10 protein-coding genes and 1 pseudogene are annotated in these 15,675 nt (G+C 73.1%); 10 read left to right on the forward strand and 1 reads right to left on the reverse strand.

Going from position 1 to position 15,675, the window contains the following annotated elements:
• Window position 1 precedes the first annotated feature (1 nt).
• The 3 genes and pseudogenes from purD to RM445_RS14375 all read left to right on the forward strand — a co-directional run.
• Window positions 2-1,267 carry a phosphoribosylamine--glycine ligase gene (gene purD, locus RM445_RS14365; protein WP_311556744.1) on the forward strand — a complete coding sequence of 422 codons (1,266 nt, stop codon included), beginning with the start codon at window positions 2-4 and terminating at the stop codon, window positions 1,265-1,267.
• Window positions 1,268-1,354: 87 nt separating this feature from the next.
• The gene (locus RM445_RS14370) at window positions 1,355-2,473 is read left to right on the forward strand and encodes an aminotransferase class I/II-fold pyridoxal phosphate-dependent enzyme (protein ID WP_311556898.1); all 1,119 of its coding nucleotides are present in this window, start codon (window positions 1,355-1,357) and stop codon (window positions 2,471-2,473) included.
• Window positions 2,474-2,482: 9 nt separating this feature from the next.
• Window positions 2,483-3,085, forward strand: a pseudogene (locus RM445_RS14375) (potassium channel family protein); the annotation flags it as partial.
• A gap of 121 nt (window positions 3,086-3,206) precedes the next feature.
• Here RM445_RS14375 and RM445_RS14380 read toward each other — a convergent pair.
• The gene (locus RM445_RS14380; RefSeq protein WP_311556745.1) at window positions 3,207-4,346 is read right to left on the reverse strand and encodes a threonine aldolase family protein; all 1,140 of its coding nucleotides are present in this window, start codon (window positions 4,344-4,346) and stop codon (window positions 3,207-3,209) included.
• Between the two features lie 76 nt (window positions 4,347-4,422).
• On the opposite strand from RM445_RS14380, the gene RM445_RS14385 reads away from it, so the two are divergent.
• The 7 genes from RM445_RS14385 to RM445_RS14415 all read left to right on the forward strand — a co-directional run bounded on the left by RM445_RS14385 (window position 4,423) and on the right by RM445_RS14415 (window position 15,332).
• Window positions 4,423-5,001, forward strand: coding sequence for a SigE family RNA polymerase sigma factor (locus tag RM445_RS14385; RefSeq protein WP_311556746.1), 579 nt, complete (start codon window positions 4,423-4,425; stop codon window positions 4,999-5,001).
• A gap of 12 nt (window positions 5,002-5,013) precedes the next feature.
• Entirely contained in the window at window positions 5,014-5,721 is a 708-nt protein-coding gene (locus RM445_RS14390; RefSeq protein ID WP_311556747.1) for a hypothetical protein, read from the forward strand.
• 16 nt (window positions 5,722-5,737) lie between these two features.
• Complete coding sequence (locus tag RM445_RS14395; protein WP_311556748.1) at window positions 5,738-6,310, forward strand: TetR/AcrR family transcriptional regulator; 573 nt, start codon at window positions 5,738-5,740, stop codon at window positions 6,308-6,310.
• 28 nt (window positions 6,311-6,338) lie between these two features.
• Window positions 6,339-7,757, forward strand: coding sequence for an adenylosuccinate lyase (gene purB / locus RM445_RS14400; RefSeq protein ID WP_311556749.1), 1,419 nt, complete (start codon window positions 6,339-6,341; stop codon window positions 7,755-7,757).
• Window positions 7,754-8,590: a phosphoribosylaminoimidazolesuccinocarboxamide synthase gene (locus tag RM445_RS14405; protein WP_311556750.1), complete on the forward strand. Its 837-nt coding sequence runs from the start codon at window positions 7,754-7,756 to the stop codon at window positions 8,588-8,590. The genes purB and RM445_RS14405 overlap by 4 nt, the downstream gene beginning before the upstream one ends.
• A 363-nt stretch (window positions 8,591-8,953) precedes the next feature.
• Entirely contained in the window at window positions 8,954-10,378 is a 1,425-nt protein-coding gene (locus tag RM445_RS14410) for an aspartate aminotransferase family protein (protein WP_311556751.1), read from the forward strand.
• 97 nt (window positions 10,379-10,475) lie between these two features.
• Window positions 10,476-15,332, forward strand: a complete 4,857-nt coding sequence (locus tag RM445_RS14415; RefSeq protein WP_311556752.1) for a Pls/PosA family non-ribosomal peptide synthetase — start codon at window positions 10,476-10,478, stop codon at window positions 15,330-15,332.
• The last annotated feature ends 343 nt before the right edge of the window (window positions 15,333-15,675 follow it).

A 15,675-nucleotide genomic window follows, 5' to 3' on the forward strand; every position in this document is an offset into this window, starting at 1 on the left:
CGTGCGCGTCCTGGTCGTCGGTTCCGGTGCCCGTGAGCACGCCATCGTCCTCGCCCTCGCGCAGGACCCCGCCGTCACCGCGTTGGCGTGCGCTCCGGGCAACGCCGGTACCGCCGCCGTCGCCGAGCAGCACGGGCTGGACGTGCGCGACCCCCGGGCCGTCGCCGCGGCGGCGAAGACGTGGGCGGCCGACCTCGTCGTGATCGGGCCCGAGATGCCGCTCGTGGCCGGGGTCGCCGACGTCGTGCGGGCCGCCGGGATCGCCTGCTTCGGGCCGGGTGCCGACGCGGCCCGTATCGAGGGCTCGAAGACGTTCGCCAAGGACGTCATGGCCGCCGCCGGGGTCCCCACCGCTTCGGCTGTGACCGTCGACACCCCGGCCCGCCTCGACGCCGAGCTCGCCGGTTTCACCCCGCCCTACGTCGTCAAGGACGACGGCCTGGCCGCCGGCAAGGGCGTGGTCGTCACCGACGACCTCGACGCGGCGCGCGCCCACGCCATGCGCCTGCTGGAGGACGGTCACCCGGTCCTGCTCGAGTCGTACCTCGACGGCCCGGAGGTGTCGCTGTTCTGCCTGGTCGACGGGCCGACCGTGGTGCCGCTGATGCCGGCGCAGGACTTCAAGCGGGTCGGCGACGGCGACACCGGGCCGAACACCGGCGGCATGGGCGCCTACGCGCCGCTGCCTTGGGCGCCGCCCGACCTGGTGGACGACATCGTCACGCGGATCGTGGCCCCCGTGGCCGCGGAGCTGGTGGCTCGCGGCACGCCGTTCTCCGGCCTGCTCTACGCCGGGCTGGCGCTGACCTCGACCGGCCCGCAGGTGGTCGAGTTCAACTGCCGCTTCGGCGACCCCGAGACCCAGGTCGTCCTCCCGCTGCTCAGGACCCCGCTCGCCGGGCTGTTCCACGCGGTCGCCACGGGCACGCTCGACCGGCAGCCGCCGCTGGAGTGGAGCGAGGGTGCCGCGGTGACCGTGGTCGTCGCCGCCCACAACTACCCGGGCACCCCGCAGCTGGGCGACGTCGTGACGGGGTCGGAGGGCGAGGGTGTGCTGCACGCCGGCACTCGCCGCCGCGACGACGGCGCGGTGGTCTCCGCGGGCGGCCGGGTGCTGTCGGTGGTGGGCACCGGCGCGGACCTCGCCGCGGCCCGCGACGACGCGTACCGGCGGCTCGAGGGCGTGCGGCTGGTGGGCTCGCACCATCGCACCGACATCGCGCTGCGCGCGGTGCAGGGCGAGGTCGCGGTCCCGACCCCGGCCTGATCCGGCCCGGCCTATCGTCAGGCCGTGAGTCGATCCGTCGCGTCCCTCCACGAGGCCGCCCGCGCGGCGATCCCGCCGTTCCACGTCATGGATGTCTGGGCCGCGGCCGGTGAGCGGCAGCGCACCCACGGCGACCTGATCAACCTCTCCGCGGGCCAGCCCTCCACTCCCGCGCCCCGGCCCGTCCGCACGGCGGCCGCGGCCGCGTTGGAGCGCGACGTGCTCGGCTACACCGTCGCGCTCGGCCTGCCGGAGCTGCGGGCCGGCGTCGCCGCGCACTACGGCCACACCTACGGCCTGCCCGTCACCACCGACGACGTGATCATGACCACCGGCTCCTCCGGAGGCTTCCTGCTCGCGTTCCTCGCCGCGTTCGACCCCGGCGACCGCGTGGCGATGGCCTCTCCCGGCTATCCCTGCTACCGCAACATCCTCACGGCACTGGGCTGCGAGGTCGTCGAGCTCCCGTGCGGCCCGGAGACGCGCCACCAGCCCACCGTGTCGATGCTGGAGGAGCTCGGGGGCATCGACGGCCTGATCGTCGCCAGCCCGGCCAACCCCACCGGCACCGTCCTGCCCCCCGACGAGCTGGCCGCGCTGGCGTCCTACTGCGAGAGCGCCGGGATCCAGCTCGTCAGCGACGAGATCTACCACGGCATCTCCTACGCCGGTGCCCCTGCGACGTCGAGCGCGTGGACGACCTCGCGCGAGGCGATCGTCGTCAACTCCTTCTCCAAGTACTTCTCGATGACCGGCTGGCGGCTGGGCTGGCTGCTCGTCCCGGAACGGCTGCGCCGCGCGGTCGACCGCTTGACCGGCAACTTCACGATCTGCCCGCCCGCGCTCGCCCAGCACGCCGCCGTCGCCGCCTTCACGCCGAATGGCTACGCGGAGGCCGACGGGCACGTCGCCCGGTACGCCGGCAACCGCGCGCTGCTGCTCGACGGACTGGGCCGGCTCGGCATCGACCGGCTCGCCCCCGCCGACGGCGCCTTCTACGTCTACGCCGACGTCGCGCACCTCACCGACGACTCCATGACCTGGGCCTACCGCCTGCTCGCCGAGACCGGGGTCGCGCTCGCGCCGGGCGTCGACTTCGACCCGGCGAACGGGCACCGATGGGTGCGGTTCTCGTTCGCGGGCGCGGGCGACGACGTCCGCGGTGCGCTGAACCGGTTGGCGAGCTGGCTGCCCGCAGGGCACTAGCCTGCGGCGATGGAGGACGAGCCGCGGATCGCCGCCTGGAACGCCAAGGTCGACTGGCCGCTGACCGGGCTGACTCTGGTGTTTCTCGCCGGTTACGCCTGGCAGGTCCTCGACACACAGCTCGACCCGCGTGCACGCGGTGTCCTGGACGTGGTGCTCACCGGCATCTGGCTGTTGCTCGGCCTCGACTACCTGGTCCGGCTCGGTCTCGCCCGGCGCAAGCTGCGCTTCGTGCGCCGGCACCTGCTCGACCTGCTGATCCTCGTACTGCCGATGTTCCGGCCCCTGCGCGCGCTGCGGATCATCACCGTGATCGGGGTGCTGAACCGCCAGCTGCGCGACGACTTCCGCGGCCGCGTCCCGATCTACGTCGGCGCGACCGTCGGGCTCGTCGGATTCGTCGCCGCGCTGGCGGTGCTGGAGGCGGAGCGGTCGGCACCCGACGCGTCGATCACCACCTTCGGCGAGGCGGTGTGGTGGACGATCACCACGATCTCGACCGTCGGGTACGGCGATCGCTACCCGGTGACGGTCGAGGGGCGGATCGTCGCGGCCACGCTGATGGTCGCGGGGATCGCCCTGCTCGGCGTGGTGACGGCCTCGATCGCGGCCTGGTTCGTGGAGAACGTGCGCCGGGCGGGCGAGCAGGTGAGCGAGGAGGTCGAGGAGGTCTCCGCCGACGTCGAGGCGACGCAGGTCCAGCTGGCCGACGTGCTGGCCGAGCTGCGGACGATCAGCGCCCGACTCGACGCACTGGAGCGCGACCGCCGTGGCGGGACGACGACCCCAGACCCGGACCGGTCAGCCCCATCCGTTCGACCGTCGGCGTGGGGTCGACCGGACCGATCCGGTCCAGCGCAGCGGTGATGTCGGCCTCGCTGACGTCCGCGTGCGGCATCAGCCGGACCTTGCCGGCCATGCTGCTGGCCATTACACCCGCGTCGGCGAACCGGCGCAGCGTGCCGCCCACGTCGGCGACCGGGAGCAGCACGATGTTGGTCTCCGGATCGGCCACGGACCAGCCGCGCTCGCGCAGCCCGGCGACCAGCAGGCGCGCCTTCGCGTGGTCGTCGGCCAGCCGCTCCATGTGGTCCAGCCCGACCAGGGCCGCCGCTGCGAGCACCCCGCCCTGGCGCACCCCGCCGCCGAGCATCTTGCGCAGCCGCCGCGCCTCCTGCACGAACTCCGTGGATCCCGCCACCGCGGAACCGACAGGTGCGCCGAGGCCCTTGCTGAAGCAGACCTGGACCGTGTCGACACCGACGGTCAGCGTCGCCGGGGGCACGCCGAGCGCGACGGCGGCGTGCCAGAGCCGCGCGCCGTCGAGGTGCACCCGCAGACCGGCCGCGCGGGCGGCGGCCGCGACGGCGGCGTGCTCGTCCGGGGCGGTGACGGTGCCACCGGCCGAGTTGTGGGTGTTCTCCAGGCACAGCAGCGTGGTGCGCAGCGTGTAGTACGGCCCGGAGCTGCCCGCGGCCCGGCGGACGGCGGTGGGGGAGACCTTCCCGGGACCGGCGTCGTGCGGCAGCGGCTGCGGCATGCCGCCGGCGAGCCAGGCGGCGGTGCCCAGCTCCGCGTCGAGCACGTGGGCGCCCGCCGGCGCGAGGAACGCGTCGCCGCGCGTCAGGTGGCTCATCAGCGCGATGAGGTTGCCCATCGAGCCGCTGGGCGTCCAGAGCGCGTCGTCCGTACCGAGCAGGCCGGCGACCCGGGTCTCGAGCTCGCGCATCGTGGGGTCGTGGCCGAGGACGTCGTCGTCGACCTCGGCAACAGCCATCGCCTCACGCATCTGCCTGGTCGGACGGGTGACGGTGTCCGAACGCAGGTCGACCGGGCCGTCGTGGGACGGTCGGCGGGTACGGGCTGAGCGCATCAGGGTAATCCAACCACGTCGGCATCGAGACGTGCCCTCCTGGGTCACGGATTGGTCACAGCACTACTCTGCCCGGGTGATGTCGCAGGGCCCGCACAACCACACGGACGGGGCCGTCCGTCCTGTGGAGGTGGCGGGAGCCGGGCAGGAGTTCGATGCGTACTTCCGCGCGCGCCGCGACGCCGTCCGGCGCACCGCGTACCTCCTGTGCGGCGACTGGCACCGCGCCGACGACCACGCGCAGGCGGCGTTCGTCGCCCTGCACCGGCACTGGCGCAGGATCCGCGACCGCGACGCGCTCGACGCGTGGATGCGCAAGACGCTGGTCCGGACCGTGGTCGACGAGTCGCGGCGGCCGTGGCGGCGGGAACGGTCGACCGAGGATCCCGTGCTGACCACGGCGGTCGCCGACCGCGCGGACGGCCCCGCGGATTCCGTCGTCACCCGGCACGTCCTGGTCGACGGCCTGCGGGTCGTGCCGCCCCGCCAGCGCGCCGTGCTGGTGCTGCGGTTCCTCGAGGGTCTGGACGTCGCCGCGACGGCGGAGGTGCTCGGGTGCTCCGAGGGCACCGTGAAGAGTCAGACGGCGCACGGGCTGGCCGCACTGCGCGCCGCCCTCGGCGACGCGCTGGACGACCTGCGACCGGCAGGCTGATCGGGGGACGGGATGCAGGAACACGGGGAGGCCGACGAGGCGCGCATCGCGGCGCTGTTCCGCGACGCGGCGTCCGGGGCGCCGCCGCCGGCGTTCGACGCTGCACAGGTCATCGCCACGTCGAGGCGGATCACGCGCCGGCGGCGCTCGGCCGTGGCGGGCGCGGCGCTGGCGGTCCTGGCGGTCGCCGGGGTGGGAGTGGTCGCCGGCATCGGCGGACCGCGTGACGCGACGGTGACGGCTGCGTCGGGGCAGGCGGCAGACCAGGCGGCTCCGGGCGCAGGGGCGGCGGGGGATGCGGCGCGCGCCGCGGCCCCGGAAGCCCCGGAGGCGGCGGCGGCGCCGAACGCCGCCGTCCCACCGGCCGGCCCCCCGCTCGGCCCGGGCACGAGGGAGTGCGCCGACCGTCAGGACCCGGCGCTGCGGAGCCTCGTCGACCAGGCGCTGCCCGAGGTCGTCGGTGCGTCCGAGGCCGCCACCACGATGGAGTGCCGTCCGGGAGGCGAGCGCGGCGTCGCCCTCGAGGCCGGAGGTGGAGTGCTGGTGGTCACGTACCTGCCGCCCGGACCGGTCACGGAGCCTCCCGACGGGGCGCGGTCCGCGCCGACCGCCTCCGGCGGCACCGTTCTGGTCTCGTCGCGCGCGGACCGGTCGGGCGACGCGGCGCCGTTCGCGGACCGCCTCGACGCGGTGGTCGCGTTCCTCGCGCCTCGGCTGTAGCGGGGACACTGGTCGCGTGGCGACGGAGAAGGGCGAACGCCGGCGCGCGGCGCTGGTCGCCGCCGCGGCGGAGCTGCTGCGCACCGGCGGGTTCGAGGCGGTGCGGCACCGGGCCGTCGCCGAGAAGGCGGGGCTGCCGCTCGCGTCCACCACCTACTACTTCGCGTCGCTCGACGACCTCGTCGTCGCGGCCGTGGAACACAGCGGACGAGGCGAGCTGGCGGAGGTGCGGGCAGAGCTGGAGGCGCTGCCGCACGGCGCCGGGCTCGACGACGTGGCCGAGCTCGTCCTCGACCAGCTCCTCGGTTGCGAGTCGCGGCGCAGCCCGGAGGCGGTGATCCTGCGCTACGAGCGGTTCGTCGGCGCCGGACGCCGGCCCTACCTCGCGCCACTCATGCGGGAGATGCGGGCGGAGTTCGACGCGCTGCTCGTCGCGGTGCTCGTCCGGGCCGGGGTGACGTTGGACCAACGAGCGCTGATGCGCCTCGTCGCACTCGTCGACGGCACCGTCGTGAACAGCCTGATCGAGGCCGACCCGGATCCCCGCGCGGCCGCCCACACCGCCCTGCTCGCCGAGCTCGGCACATAGCGCGGTCACCGCACTAGGCTTTCTCCACGTGATCCCCAACGTCCTCGCCGCGCGGTACGCCAGCCCCGAGCTCGTGGCTCTGTGGTCGCCGGAGAACAAGATCGTGCTGGAGCGCCGGCTGTGGATCGCCGTGCTGCGCGCACAGCGCGACCTCGGCATCGACGTCCCCGAGCAGGCGATCGCCGACTACGAGCGGGTCGTCGAGCAGGTCGACCTCGCCTCGATCGCGGCGCGCGAGCGGATCACCCGGCACGACGTGAAGGCGCGCATCGAGGAGTTCTGCGCGCTCGCCGGGCACGAACACGTGCACAAGGGGATGACCAGCCGCGACCTGACGGAGAACGTCGAGCAGCTGCAGATCCGGCTCTCCCTCGAGCACGTCCGCGACCGCTCCGTGGCGCTGCTCGCCCGACTCGCGCGGCGCGCGGCCGAGCACGCGGAGCTGGTGTTGACCGGGCGCAGCCACAACGTCGCCGCCCAGGCCACCACCCTGGGCAAGCGGTTCGCGACGGCCGCGGACGAGCTGCTCGTCGCCTACGCGCGGCTGGAGGACCTGCGTGGCCGGTACCCCCTGCGCGGGATCAAGGGCCCGGTCGGGACGGCGCAGGACATGCTGGACCTGCTCGGCGGTGACGCCGGCAAACTCGCGCAGCTGGAGGAGCGCGTGGCCGCGCACCTCGGCTTCGCGGGCGTGTTCACCAGCGTGGGGCAGGTCTACCCCCGGTCGCTGGACTTCGACGTGCTCACCGCCCTGGTGCAGCTCGGCGCCGCGCCGTCGTCGCTGGCCCTGACGATCCGCCTGATGGCCGGGGCCGAGCTGGCGACCGAGGGGTTCAAGCCCGGGCAGGTCGGGTCGTCGGCGATGCCACACAAGATGAACTCCCGCTCCGCGGAGCGGATCAACGGCCTGCTGGTGCTGCTGCGCGGATACGCCGGCATGGCGGGCGAGCTGGCCGGGGCGCAGTGGAACGAGGGCGACGTGTCCGACTCGGTGGTCCGCCGCGTCGCGCTGCCCGACGCGTTCTTCGCGCTCGACGGCCTGTACGAGACCGCGCTGACGGTGCTGGACGAGTTCGGTGCGTACCCGGCAGTGATCGCCCGCGAGCTCGACCGCTACCTGCCGTTCCTCGCGACGACGGCCGTGCTGATGGCCGCGGTCCGGGCCGGCGTGGGCCGGGAGACCGCGCACGAGGTGATCAAGGAGCACGCTGTGGGCGTCGCGCTGGCGATGCGGGAGAAGGGCCAGGCCGACAACGACCTCGTCGCCCGCCTGCAGGGCGACGAGCGGCTGGGCCTCGCGCCCGGTGAACTCGACGGCCTGATGGCCGACCCGCTGTCGTTCACCGGAGCGGCGTCGGCGCAGGTCGCGGCGGTCGTGGCCCGGGTCTCGGAGATCATGGCCGCACATCCCGACGCGGCCGCCTACACCCCCGGGGCGATCCTGTGAGGCTCCTGCACTCGGGCAAGGTCCGCGACGTGTACGAGGACCGGGGGGACCTCGTGCTCGTTGCCTCCGACCGCATCTCGATCTACGACGTGGTGCTGCCGACCGCGATCCCGGACAAGGGTGCGGTCCTCACGCGACTGTCGCTGTGGTGGTTCGACCGGCTCGGCGACCTCGTGCCGAACCACGTGATCTCGGGGACGGACGTCCCGCCGGAGTTCACCGGGCGGGCCATGCGCTGCCGGCGCCTGGAGATGCTGCCGGTGGAGTGCGTCGCCCGCGGCTACCTCACCGGATCCGGGCTCAAGGACTACGAGAAGACGGGCACCGTGTCCGGTGTGGCACTCCCACCCGGGCTCGTCGACGGGTCGGAACTGCCTGAGCCGATCTTCACCCCGTCGACGAAGGCGCCGCTCGGGCAGCACGACGAGGCCATCACCTTCGCCGACGTCGAAGACCTCGTCGGTGCGGAGACCGCGGCCAGGCTGCGGGACCTGACCCTGGCCGTCTACGCCCGCGGAGCCGGGACCGCGGCGGCGAACGGCATCCTCGTCGCCGACACGAAGCTCGAGTTCGGCCGCGACCCGGCGACGGGCGAGATCGTGCTGGGGGACGAGGTGCTGACCCCCGACTCGTCGCGGTTCTGGCCTGCCGACCGCTGGGAGCCGGGCCGTCCGCAGGCCTCGTTCGACAAGCAGTTCGTGCGCGACTGGTCGGCGACGCTGCGCTGGGACCGCACCGCGCCCGGCCCGGAGGTCCCCGAAGAGGTCGTCGAGGCGACCCGCGCCCGGTATGTCGAGGCCTACGAGCGCCTCTCCGGCCTCCGCTGGGTCTGAACGACCACTCGGCGCTCGCCGCCCACCGTTCACCCGATCAGTGAAGATTTGCAGCAACCTTCACTCGACCAGCCGATCGGACACGGTGATATCGAGACGTTACGTAGCCGACTACGACGTTCGGGTGGCATCAAATGATTCCCGAAACGGTGTCCGGAGCCTCCACGATGACCGAGCGTGTTGTTGCCGGAAGGTGACCACTTCGTGCTGAAGGTCGGGAGCCCGTACGGCTGACCGGCTGCAGATCGGGGCACACGCGCCGGAGGGCGCGGGACGGCGGCGAGATCGGGTCGCCGCGTCGTGAGCGGTTCGGTCGCTCCCAGGCGTGTGCGCGCTGCATCGAGAACGCCAAGGGGGACCTGCATGAGCCTGCTCGACGATCTGCGCATCACCCCGAGCCCGTCCGTCTCGGGCGAGCTGCCCGGGCCGCGTTCCGCCGCCCTCCTCGCCCGGCAGGAGCGCCGGGAGTCGAACGCCCGCGTCTACGGCCGCCACTTCCCCATCGCGGTCGACGAGGCCGAGGGCAGCTTCCTGCGCGACGTCGACGGCAACGTCTTCATCGACTTCCTCACCGGGGCGGGGGTCCTGTCGCTGGGCCACAACCACCCCGAGCTGATCGCCGCGGCGGCCGAGCAGCTGGGCCGTTTCGTGCACGGACTGGACCTGCCCACGCCGGCCAAGGACGCCTTCACCGAGGCCCAGCTGTCGATGCTCCCCGGCCGGATGGCCGACCGCATGAAGATGCACTTCTGCGGTCCGACCGGCGCGAACGCCGTCGACGCCGCCATCAAGCTGTGCAAGACGGCCACCGGCCGCGGCGACGTGATCTCCTTCCAGGGCGGCTTCCACGGCACCACCCACGCGGGCATGGCGCTCACCGGGAACATCGGCAACAAGCGCCCGATCGCCAACGGGGTGCCGGGCGTCCACTTCTTCCCGTTCTCCCACTGCGCGAGCTGCCCGCTGGGGCTGCGCCGCGACACCTGCGCGACGAACTGCATCACCGTGCTCGAGAACGCCCTGCACGACCCCAACGGCGGCATCGCACTGCCGGCGGCCGTGCTGGTGGAGATGGTGCAGGGCGAGGGCGGCGTCGTGCCCGGGGACCGCGACTTCATGCGACGGCTCCGGGACCTCACCCGCGAGCTCGACATCCCGCTCGTGGTCGACGAGGTGCAGACCGGCTGCGGCCGCACCGGTACCTGGTTCGCCTTCGAGCGCTACGACATCGAGCCGGACGTGATCGTCGCCTCGAAGGCGCTCTCCGGCATCGGCCAGCCGGTCGCCGTGATCATGTACGACGAGCGGCTCGACGTGTGGACGCCCGGCGCGCACACGGGCACCTTCCGGGGCAACCAGCTCGCCTTCGCGGCCGGCGCCAAGGCGGTCGAGATCGTCCGGCGGGACGACGTGCTCGGCAACGTGCGGGCCCGGGAGGCGCAGATCCGCGACCGGTTCGCGGTCCTGCGCACGCACCCCTGGGTGCGCGACGTCCGGGGCGTGGGCCTGATGTGGGGCATCGAGCTGGCCGACCCGCTGACCGGACGGCGGGCGAGCGGGCTCGCCGAGCAGGTCCAGGCCGCTGCGCTGCGGGCGGGGCTGATCCTCGAGCTGGGTGGGCGCGACGACTGCGTGGTGCGGCTGCTGCCGCCGCTCAACGTCACCGCCGAGGTCGTCGACATCGCCTGCACGATCATCCTCGACTCGCTGGACGCCTGTGCCGCCGGCCTGCCCGTGGTGCCCGTGCAGTCGTCCGGCTCGGCCCTGGGCCGGCCGGCCACTTTCTGAGCCGATGCGTCACTCGGTGGACCACGACACGGCGCCCACGGCTCCGGTCCCCCCTCGCGGACGGCGGCCGGACCCGGATCCCACCGAGGTCCTGCAGGTGCCTGCGGAGGCCCTGCCGACCCAGGCGCTGCGCACGGTGCCGCGACGGCAGCGCCGCCCGCGGCCGGATGCGACCAAGGCGCCGTCGCGGCAGCCCGAGGCGCCTCGGACGGAGGTCCTGCGCCGGGTTCCTGCGCAGGTCGACCGCCGGGCCAACGCCTGGTCGACCGATGCGCCGGTCACCGAAGTGCTGCCGTACGTGCAGAGATCGCCGAGATCCGCGGCCGGACTGCACACCGAGGCACTGCACCGGGTCGTGTACTGGCACGGCGACCACCTGCGCACCCAGACGTTGCGCGTCGTCCCCGAGCACGCGGACGGGCTGCGTCCCACCCCGCGTCCCGGTCCGAAGCACCGGGCGATGCCCGCGACGACGCCCCCGGGAATCGCCGCGCCGGCGACGGCCGCGCCGGACGCCACGCCCGGGATCCTCGCTCCCGACGACCAGCGTCCGCGCTGGCGGCCCGGCGACCGCATGGAGCACCTGTTCGAGCAGCGCTGCGACGCCACGCCGCACCACCCGGCGGTGGAGCCGGAGAACGGGCCGCCGCTGACGTTCGCCGAGTTGGACGCCCGGGCCAACCGGCTGGCCCGCCACCTGCGGGCCCGGGGAATCGGCGCGGGCGACCGCGTCGCACTCATGTTCGACGACGCGGTGTGGGCGTACACGGCGATGCTGGCGGCGCTCAAGGTCGGGGCGGCGTTCGTGCCGCTGGACCCCGGGTTCCCGGCCGACCGCGTCGGCTACATCGTCAGCGACGCCGCGGCGTCCGCCGTGCTGACCCTGGAGCACCTGAGCGCGGACCTCGCCGAGATGCAGGCCGACGTCCTGTGTGTCGACGACCCCGCTGCCCGGCTCCGCGCGCTGCCCGCCGGACGGCTGACCCCGGCCGAGCGCGGCCCGGCGAGCGCCGACCAGCTCGCCTACATCATCTACACGTCCGGCTCGACCGGCCGCCCCAAGGGCGTCGCGATCGGCCACCCGAGCATCGTCAGCTTCGTCCGTGTCGCGGCCGAGGTGTACGGCGTCCGGCTCGGCGACCGGATGTACCAGGGCATGACGATCGCCTTCGACTTCTCCGTCGAGGAGATCTGGGTCCCGTGGGCCGCCGGCGCGACGCTCGTGCCCAAGCCGGCAGGCGGGTCGCTGCTGGGGGCGGACCTGCACGACTTCCTGCTCCGCCGCCGGGTCACGGCGATTGCCTGCGTGCCCACGCTGCTGTCGACCATCGAGGAGGACCTGCCGGACCTGCGGTTCCTGCTCGTCTCCGGCGAGGCGTGCCCGCACGACCTGATCGTGCGCTGGCACAAGACGGGCCGGCGGTTCCTCAACGTCTACGGGCCCACCGAGGCCACGGTCACCGCCACCTGGACCCCCGTCGACCCCGACCGCGCAGTGACCATCGGCGTGCCGCTGCCCACCTACTCGGTCGTCGTCCTCGACCCCGAGGACCCGCACCGCGCCCTGCCCCTCGGGGGGATCGGCGAGCTGGGCATCGGCGGGATCGGGCTGGCCCGTGGATACGTCAACCGCGACGACCTGACCGAGAAGGCGTTCATCCCGGACTTCATCGGGCTGCCTGCCAACCCGTCGAAGCGCATCTACCGGACCGGCGACCTGTGCCGGATCAACGAGCAGGGCGAGATCGAGTACCACGGACGGATCGACCTCCAGGTCAAGATCCGCGGGTACCGGATCGAGCTGACCGAGATCGAGTCGGTGCTGCTGCAGGTCCCGGGGGTCTCGGGCGCCGTCGTCCACACCTACGAGCCGGTGCCGGGCACCGTCGAGCTGGTGGGCTACTACAGCCTGCGGACCGACACGGCGTCCGTGGACCCGGAGGCGATCTACGCGGTCCTGCGCGACCGGCTGCCGTCGTACATGGTGCCCGCGTACCTGGAGCAGCTCGACGTCATCCCGCTGACGACCAGCGACAAGGCGGACCGCAAGAACCTCCCGCCGCCCTCGGCGCGACGCACCTCCGGGTCGGCGCGCGAGCACGTCGCCCCGGTCGGGCCGGTCGAGACGGCCCTGGCCGGGCTGCTCGGAGAGGTGCTCGGGCTCGAGAAGGTCTCCGCCGACGCCCACCTGTTCGACGACCTGGGCGCCAACTCCCTGTTGCTGGCCCAGTTCTGCACGAGGGTCCGCCGGCACCCCGACCTGGCACCGGTGTCGACCCGCGAGGTGTACCAGCACCCGACGGTGACGGCGCTGGCGACGCTGCAGCCGGCCCGCTCCGCGCCCGGCACACCTGCGCGCCCAGCGGCTCCCACGACCTCGCCCGTGACGCGGGTGGGCGCACTGACCCACGCGGCGTGCGGCACCGTGCAGCTGCTCCTGTTCCTCGCCTCGCTGGTGACGGCGGCGAAGGTGCTGGAGACAGGCTTTCTCTGGGTGGTCGCCGCCAACGGGGTCGTCGACGCCTACCTGCGTGCGCTCGCCTGGGGCGCGGGAACCTTCGCCGGTTTCACGCTGCTGCCGATCGTGGCCAAGTGGCTGCTCATCGGACGTTTCAGGCCGCGCGAGTTCCCCGCGTGGGGTCTCACCTACCTGCGGTTCTGGCTGGTCAAGACGCTGATCCGGGTCAACCCCATGACGATGTTCACGGGGTCGCCGCTGCACCTGATGTACCTGCGCGCCCTCGGCGCGCGCATCGGGAAGCGCGCGGTCGTGCTCACACCGCGCGTGGCCGCGTGCCCGGACCTGCTCACGATCGGGCCGGGCACGGTGGTCCGCGAGGACTCCTCGCTGCTGTGCTTCCGCGCCGAGGCCGGACGGATCCGGCTCGGCGCGGTCACGCTGGGCGCGAACGTGATCGTGTCCGAAAAGACGGTGCTGGACGTCGACACCGCGATCGGCGACGGCGGGTGGCTCGGGCACTGTTCCTCGCTGCAACCCGGCCAGCGGGTGCCGGCGGGCCAGTACTGGCACGGATCACCGGCCCAGGCGGCGGACGAGGCCCCCCACCAGGTCCCGCCCGCGCGCTGCGGCACGGCACGCCGGTTCTGGTACTCGATGCTGCAACTGTTCAACCTGTTCCTCCTGGCCCCCATCGGCTTCGCCGCCACCGTCGAGCTGTCGCAGCTCGTGCCGTGGACTGCCAAGCTCGTCGCGGCCGGCGCCCACAGCGCGTCGGATCCGGTGCTGTACGCCCAGATCGCGGGCCTCTCGCTCGCGCTGTTCTACGGCGGCATGCTCACGGCGCTGGCTTTCGTGACCGTCGTCCCGCGGCTCGCGCACAAGCTGTTCGTGCGGCCGGACGAGGTGCACGCGCTCTACGGCATCCGCTACTGGGCGCACCGGTTCATCCGGCGCACCACCAACGTCACGCTGTTCAACGACATGCTGGGCGACAGCTCGTTCATCGTCGGCTACCTCAAGGCGATCGGCTACGACCTGTCCGAGGTGCACCAGACGGGCTCGAACTTCGGCAGCGAGCTGCGGCAGGACACGCCCTACCTCACCCGGATCGGGACCAGGACGATGGTCTCCGACGGCCTGAGCGTGCTGAACTCGGAGGTCTCCAGCACGTCGTTCCGCACCTCCCAGGTGAGCATCGGCGAGGACAACTACCTGGGCAACAGCCTCGCCTGGCCGGTCGGAGCCCGCGTCGGTGACAACGTCCTGCTCGCGACGAAGGCCGCGCTCCCGCTGGACGGGCCGGTCCGCCACGACGTCGGACTGCTGGGCTCGCCGGCCTTCGAGATCCCGCGGTCGGTGCAGCGCGACGCGGACGAGCAGCGCGACGCCGAGGACCTGAGCCGGGGCCTGGCCGCCAAGAACCGCTACAACCTGCGCACCATCGCCCTGTTCACGCTCGTGCGCTGGTTCGCGGTCTTCGTCCTGCTGGTCATCGGCGTCGTCGCCATCGACCTGTACGACGAGTACGGGATCTGGGCGCTGGTCGTCGGCTTCGTCGCGGCCACGGTGTTCGGCATCGGCTACGCCGTCCTCGTGGAGCGGCTCGCGGGCGGGTTCCGCCGGCTCAGCCCGAAGCTCTGCTCGATCTACGACCCCTACTTCTGGTGGCACGAGCGGCTGTGGAAGCTGCTCGCCCCGCCGCCGTTCGCCGGCACCCCGTTCAAGCCGCTGATCGCGCGGATGCTGGGCGTCCGCGTCGGGCGGCGGGTGCTCGACCTGGGCTGCTCGATGCCGGAGAAGACCCTGGTCGAGATCGGCGACCACGTCACCCTCAACGAGGGCACGGTCATCCAGTGCCACTCGCTGGAGGACGGGGTCTTCAAGTCCGACCGGACCACGATCGGCTCGGGTGCGACGGTGGGTGTCGCGGCCTTCGTGCACTACGGCGTGACCGTCGGCGACGGCGCCGTGATCGATGCGGACGCCTTCCTGATGAAGGGCGAGGAGGTCGAGCCCGCAGCCCGGTGGGTCGGCAACCCGGCCCGGGAGGTTCCGGAGGCCCCGGAGCTGTCGTCGTCGTCCGAGGTCCGTCCCACCGTGGCACCGCTGGTTCTGGCCGGCCTCGTCGCCGTGATGCTGCCCGTGGGGGTGCTGATGGGGGTGCGGGGGACGACGTTGCCGTTCGTCCAGGCTGCCGCGACGGCTCCTGCACCTGCGGCGCCGGTGGACGACGCCGAGGATGGCGCCGCCGGGGACCCGGCCGACGACACCACCGACGACACCGCCGACGACGCCGATACCGACGAGGCCGACGACGCGGCAGACAGCGTCGCGCCCACCGCCGCGGTGGCGCGACCGGCCGCCGCCGGGGCCACGGTCGCGAAGACGTCGGCGACGACCACCACGAAGACGAAGGCCACCCGGACGTCGGCAAGAGAGCCCTCGCCCGCGCCGCGGAGCGCCACGACGACGAGGTCGAGCACCGACCGCTAGCCCGTGCCGAGCGGGACCCGTTCACGGCCGCGAGCGACCAATTGGCGCCCGAGCAAAACCGTTCAGCTAGTCGACGAAATTGGGAAGCAACCTCCACTCGACTGGCTGCTACCAGGGCTTATGCCGATTCCGGGCGCAGTCTGATGCGACGTTCGGGTGATGTCCGGACGTTCCGGAAACGGTCCTTCATGACCCCACGATTACCCAGCGGGTTGTTGCCGGAGGATGACAATCCCGTTGCAAAACGTCCGAAAGGCCGGGAGGGCTGCTCGGACGGTGGGGACGCGCGTCGCAGTGGCGCGCGGGGCCGGCGCGACTCGGCTCACCTGCGGCAACGAGCGGT

It is taken from the genome of Pseudonocardia charpentierae, from assembly GCF_031845345.1.
GTDB classification, from domain to species: Bacteria; Actinomycetota; Actinomycetes; order Mycobacteriales; family Pseudonocardiaceae; genus Pseudonocardia; species Pseudonocardia charpentierae.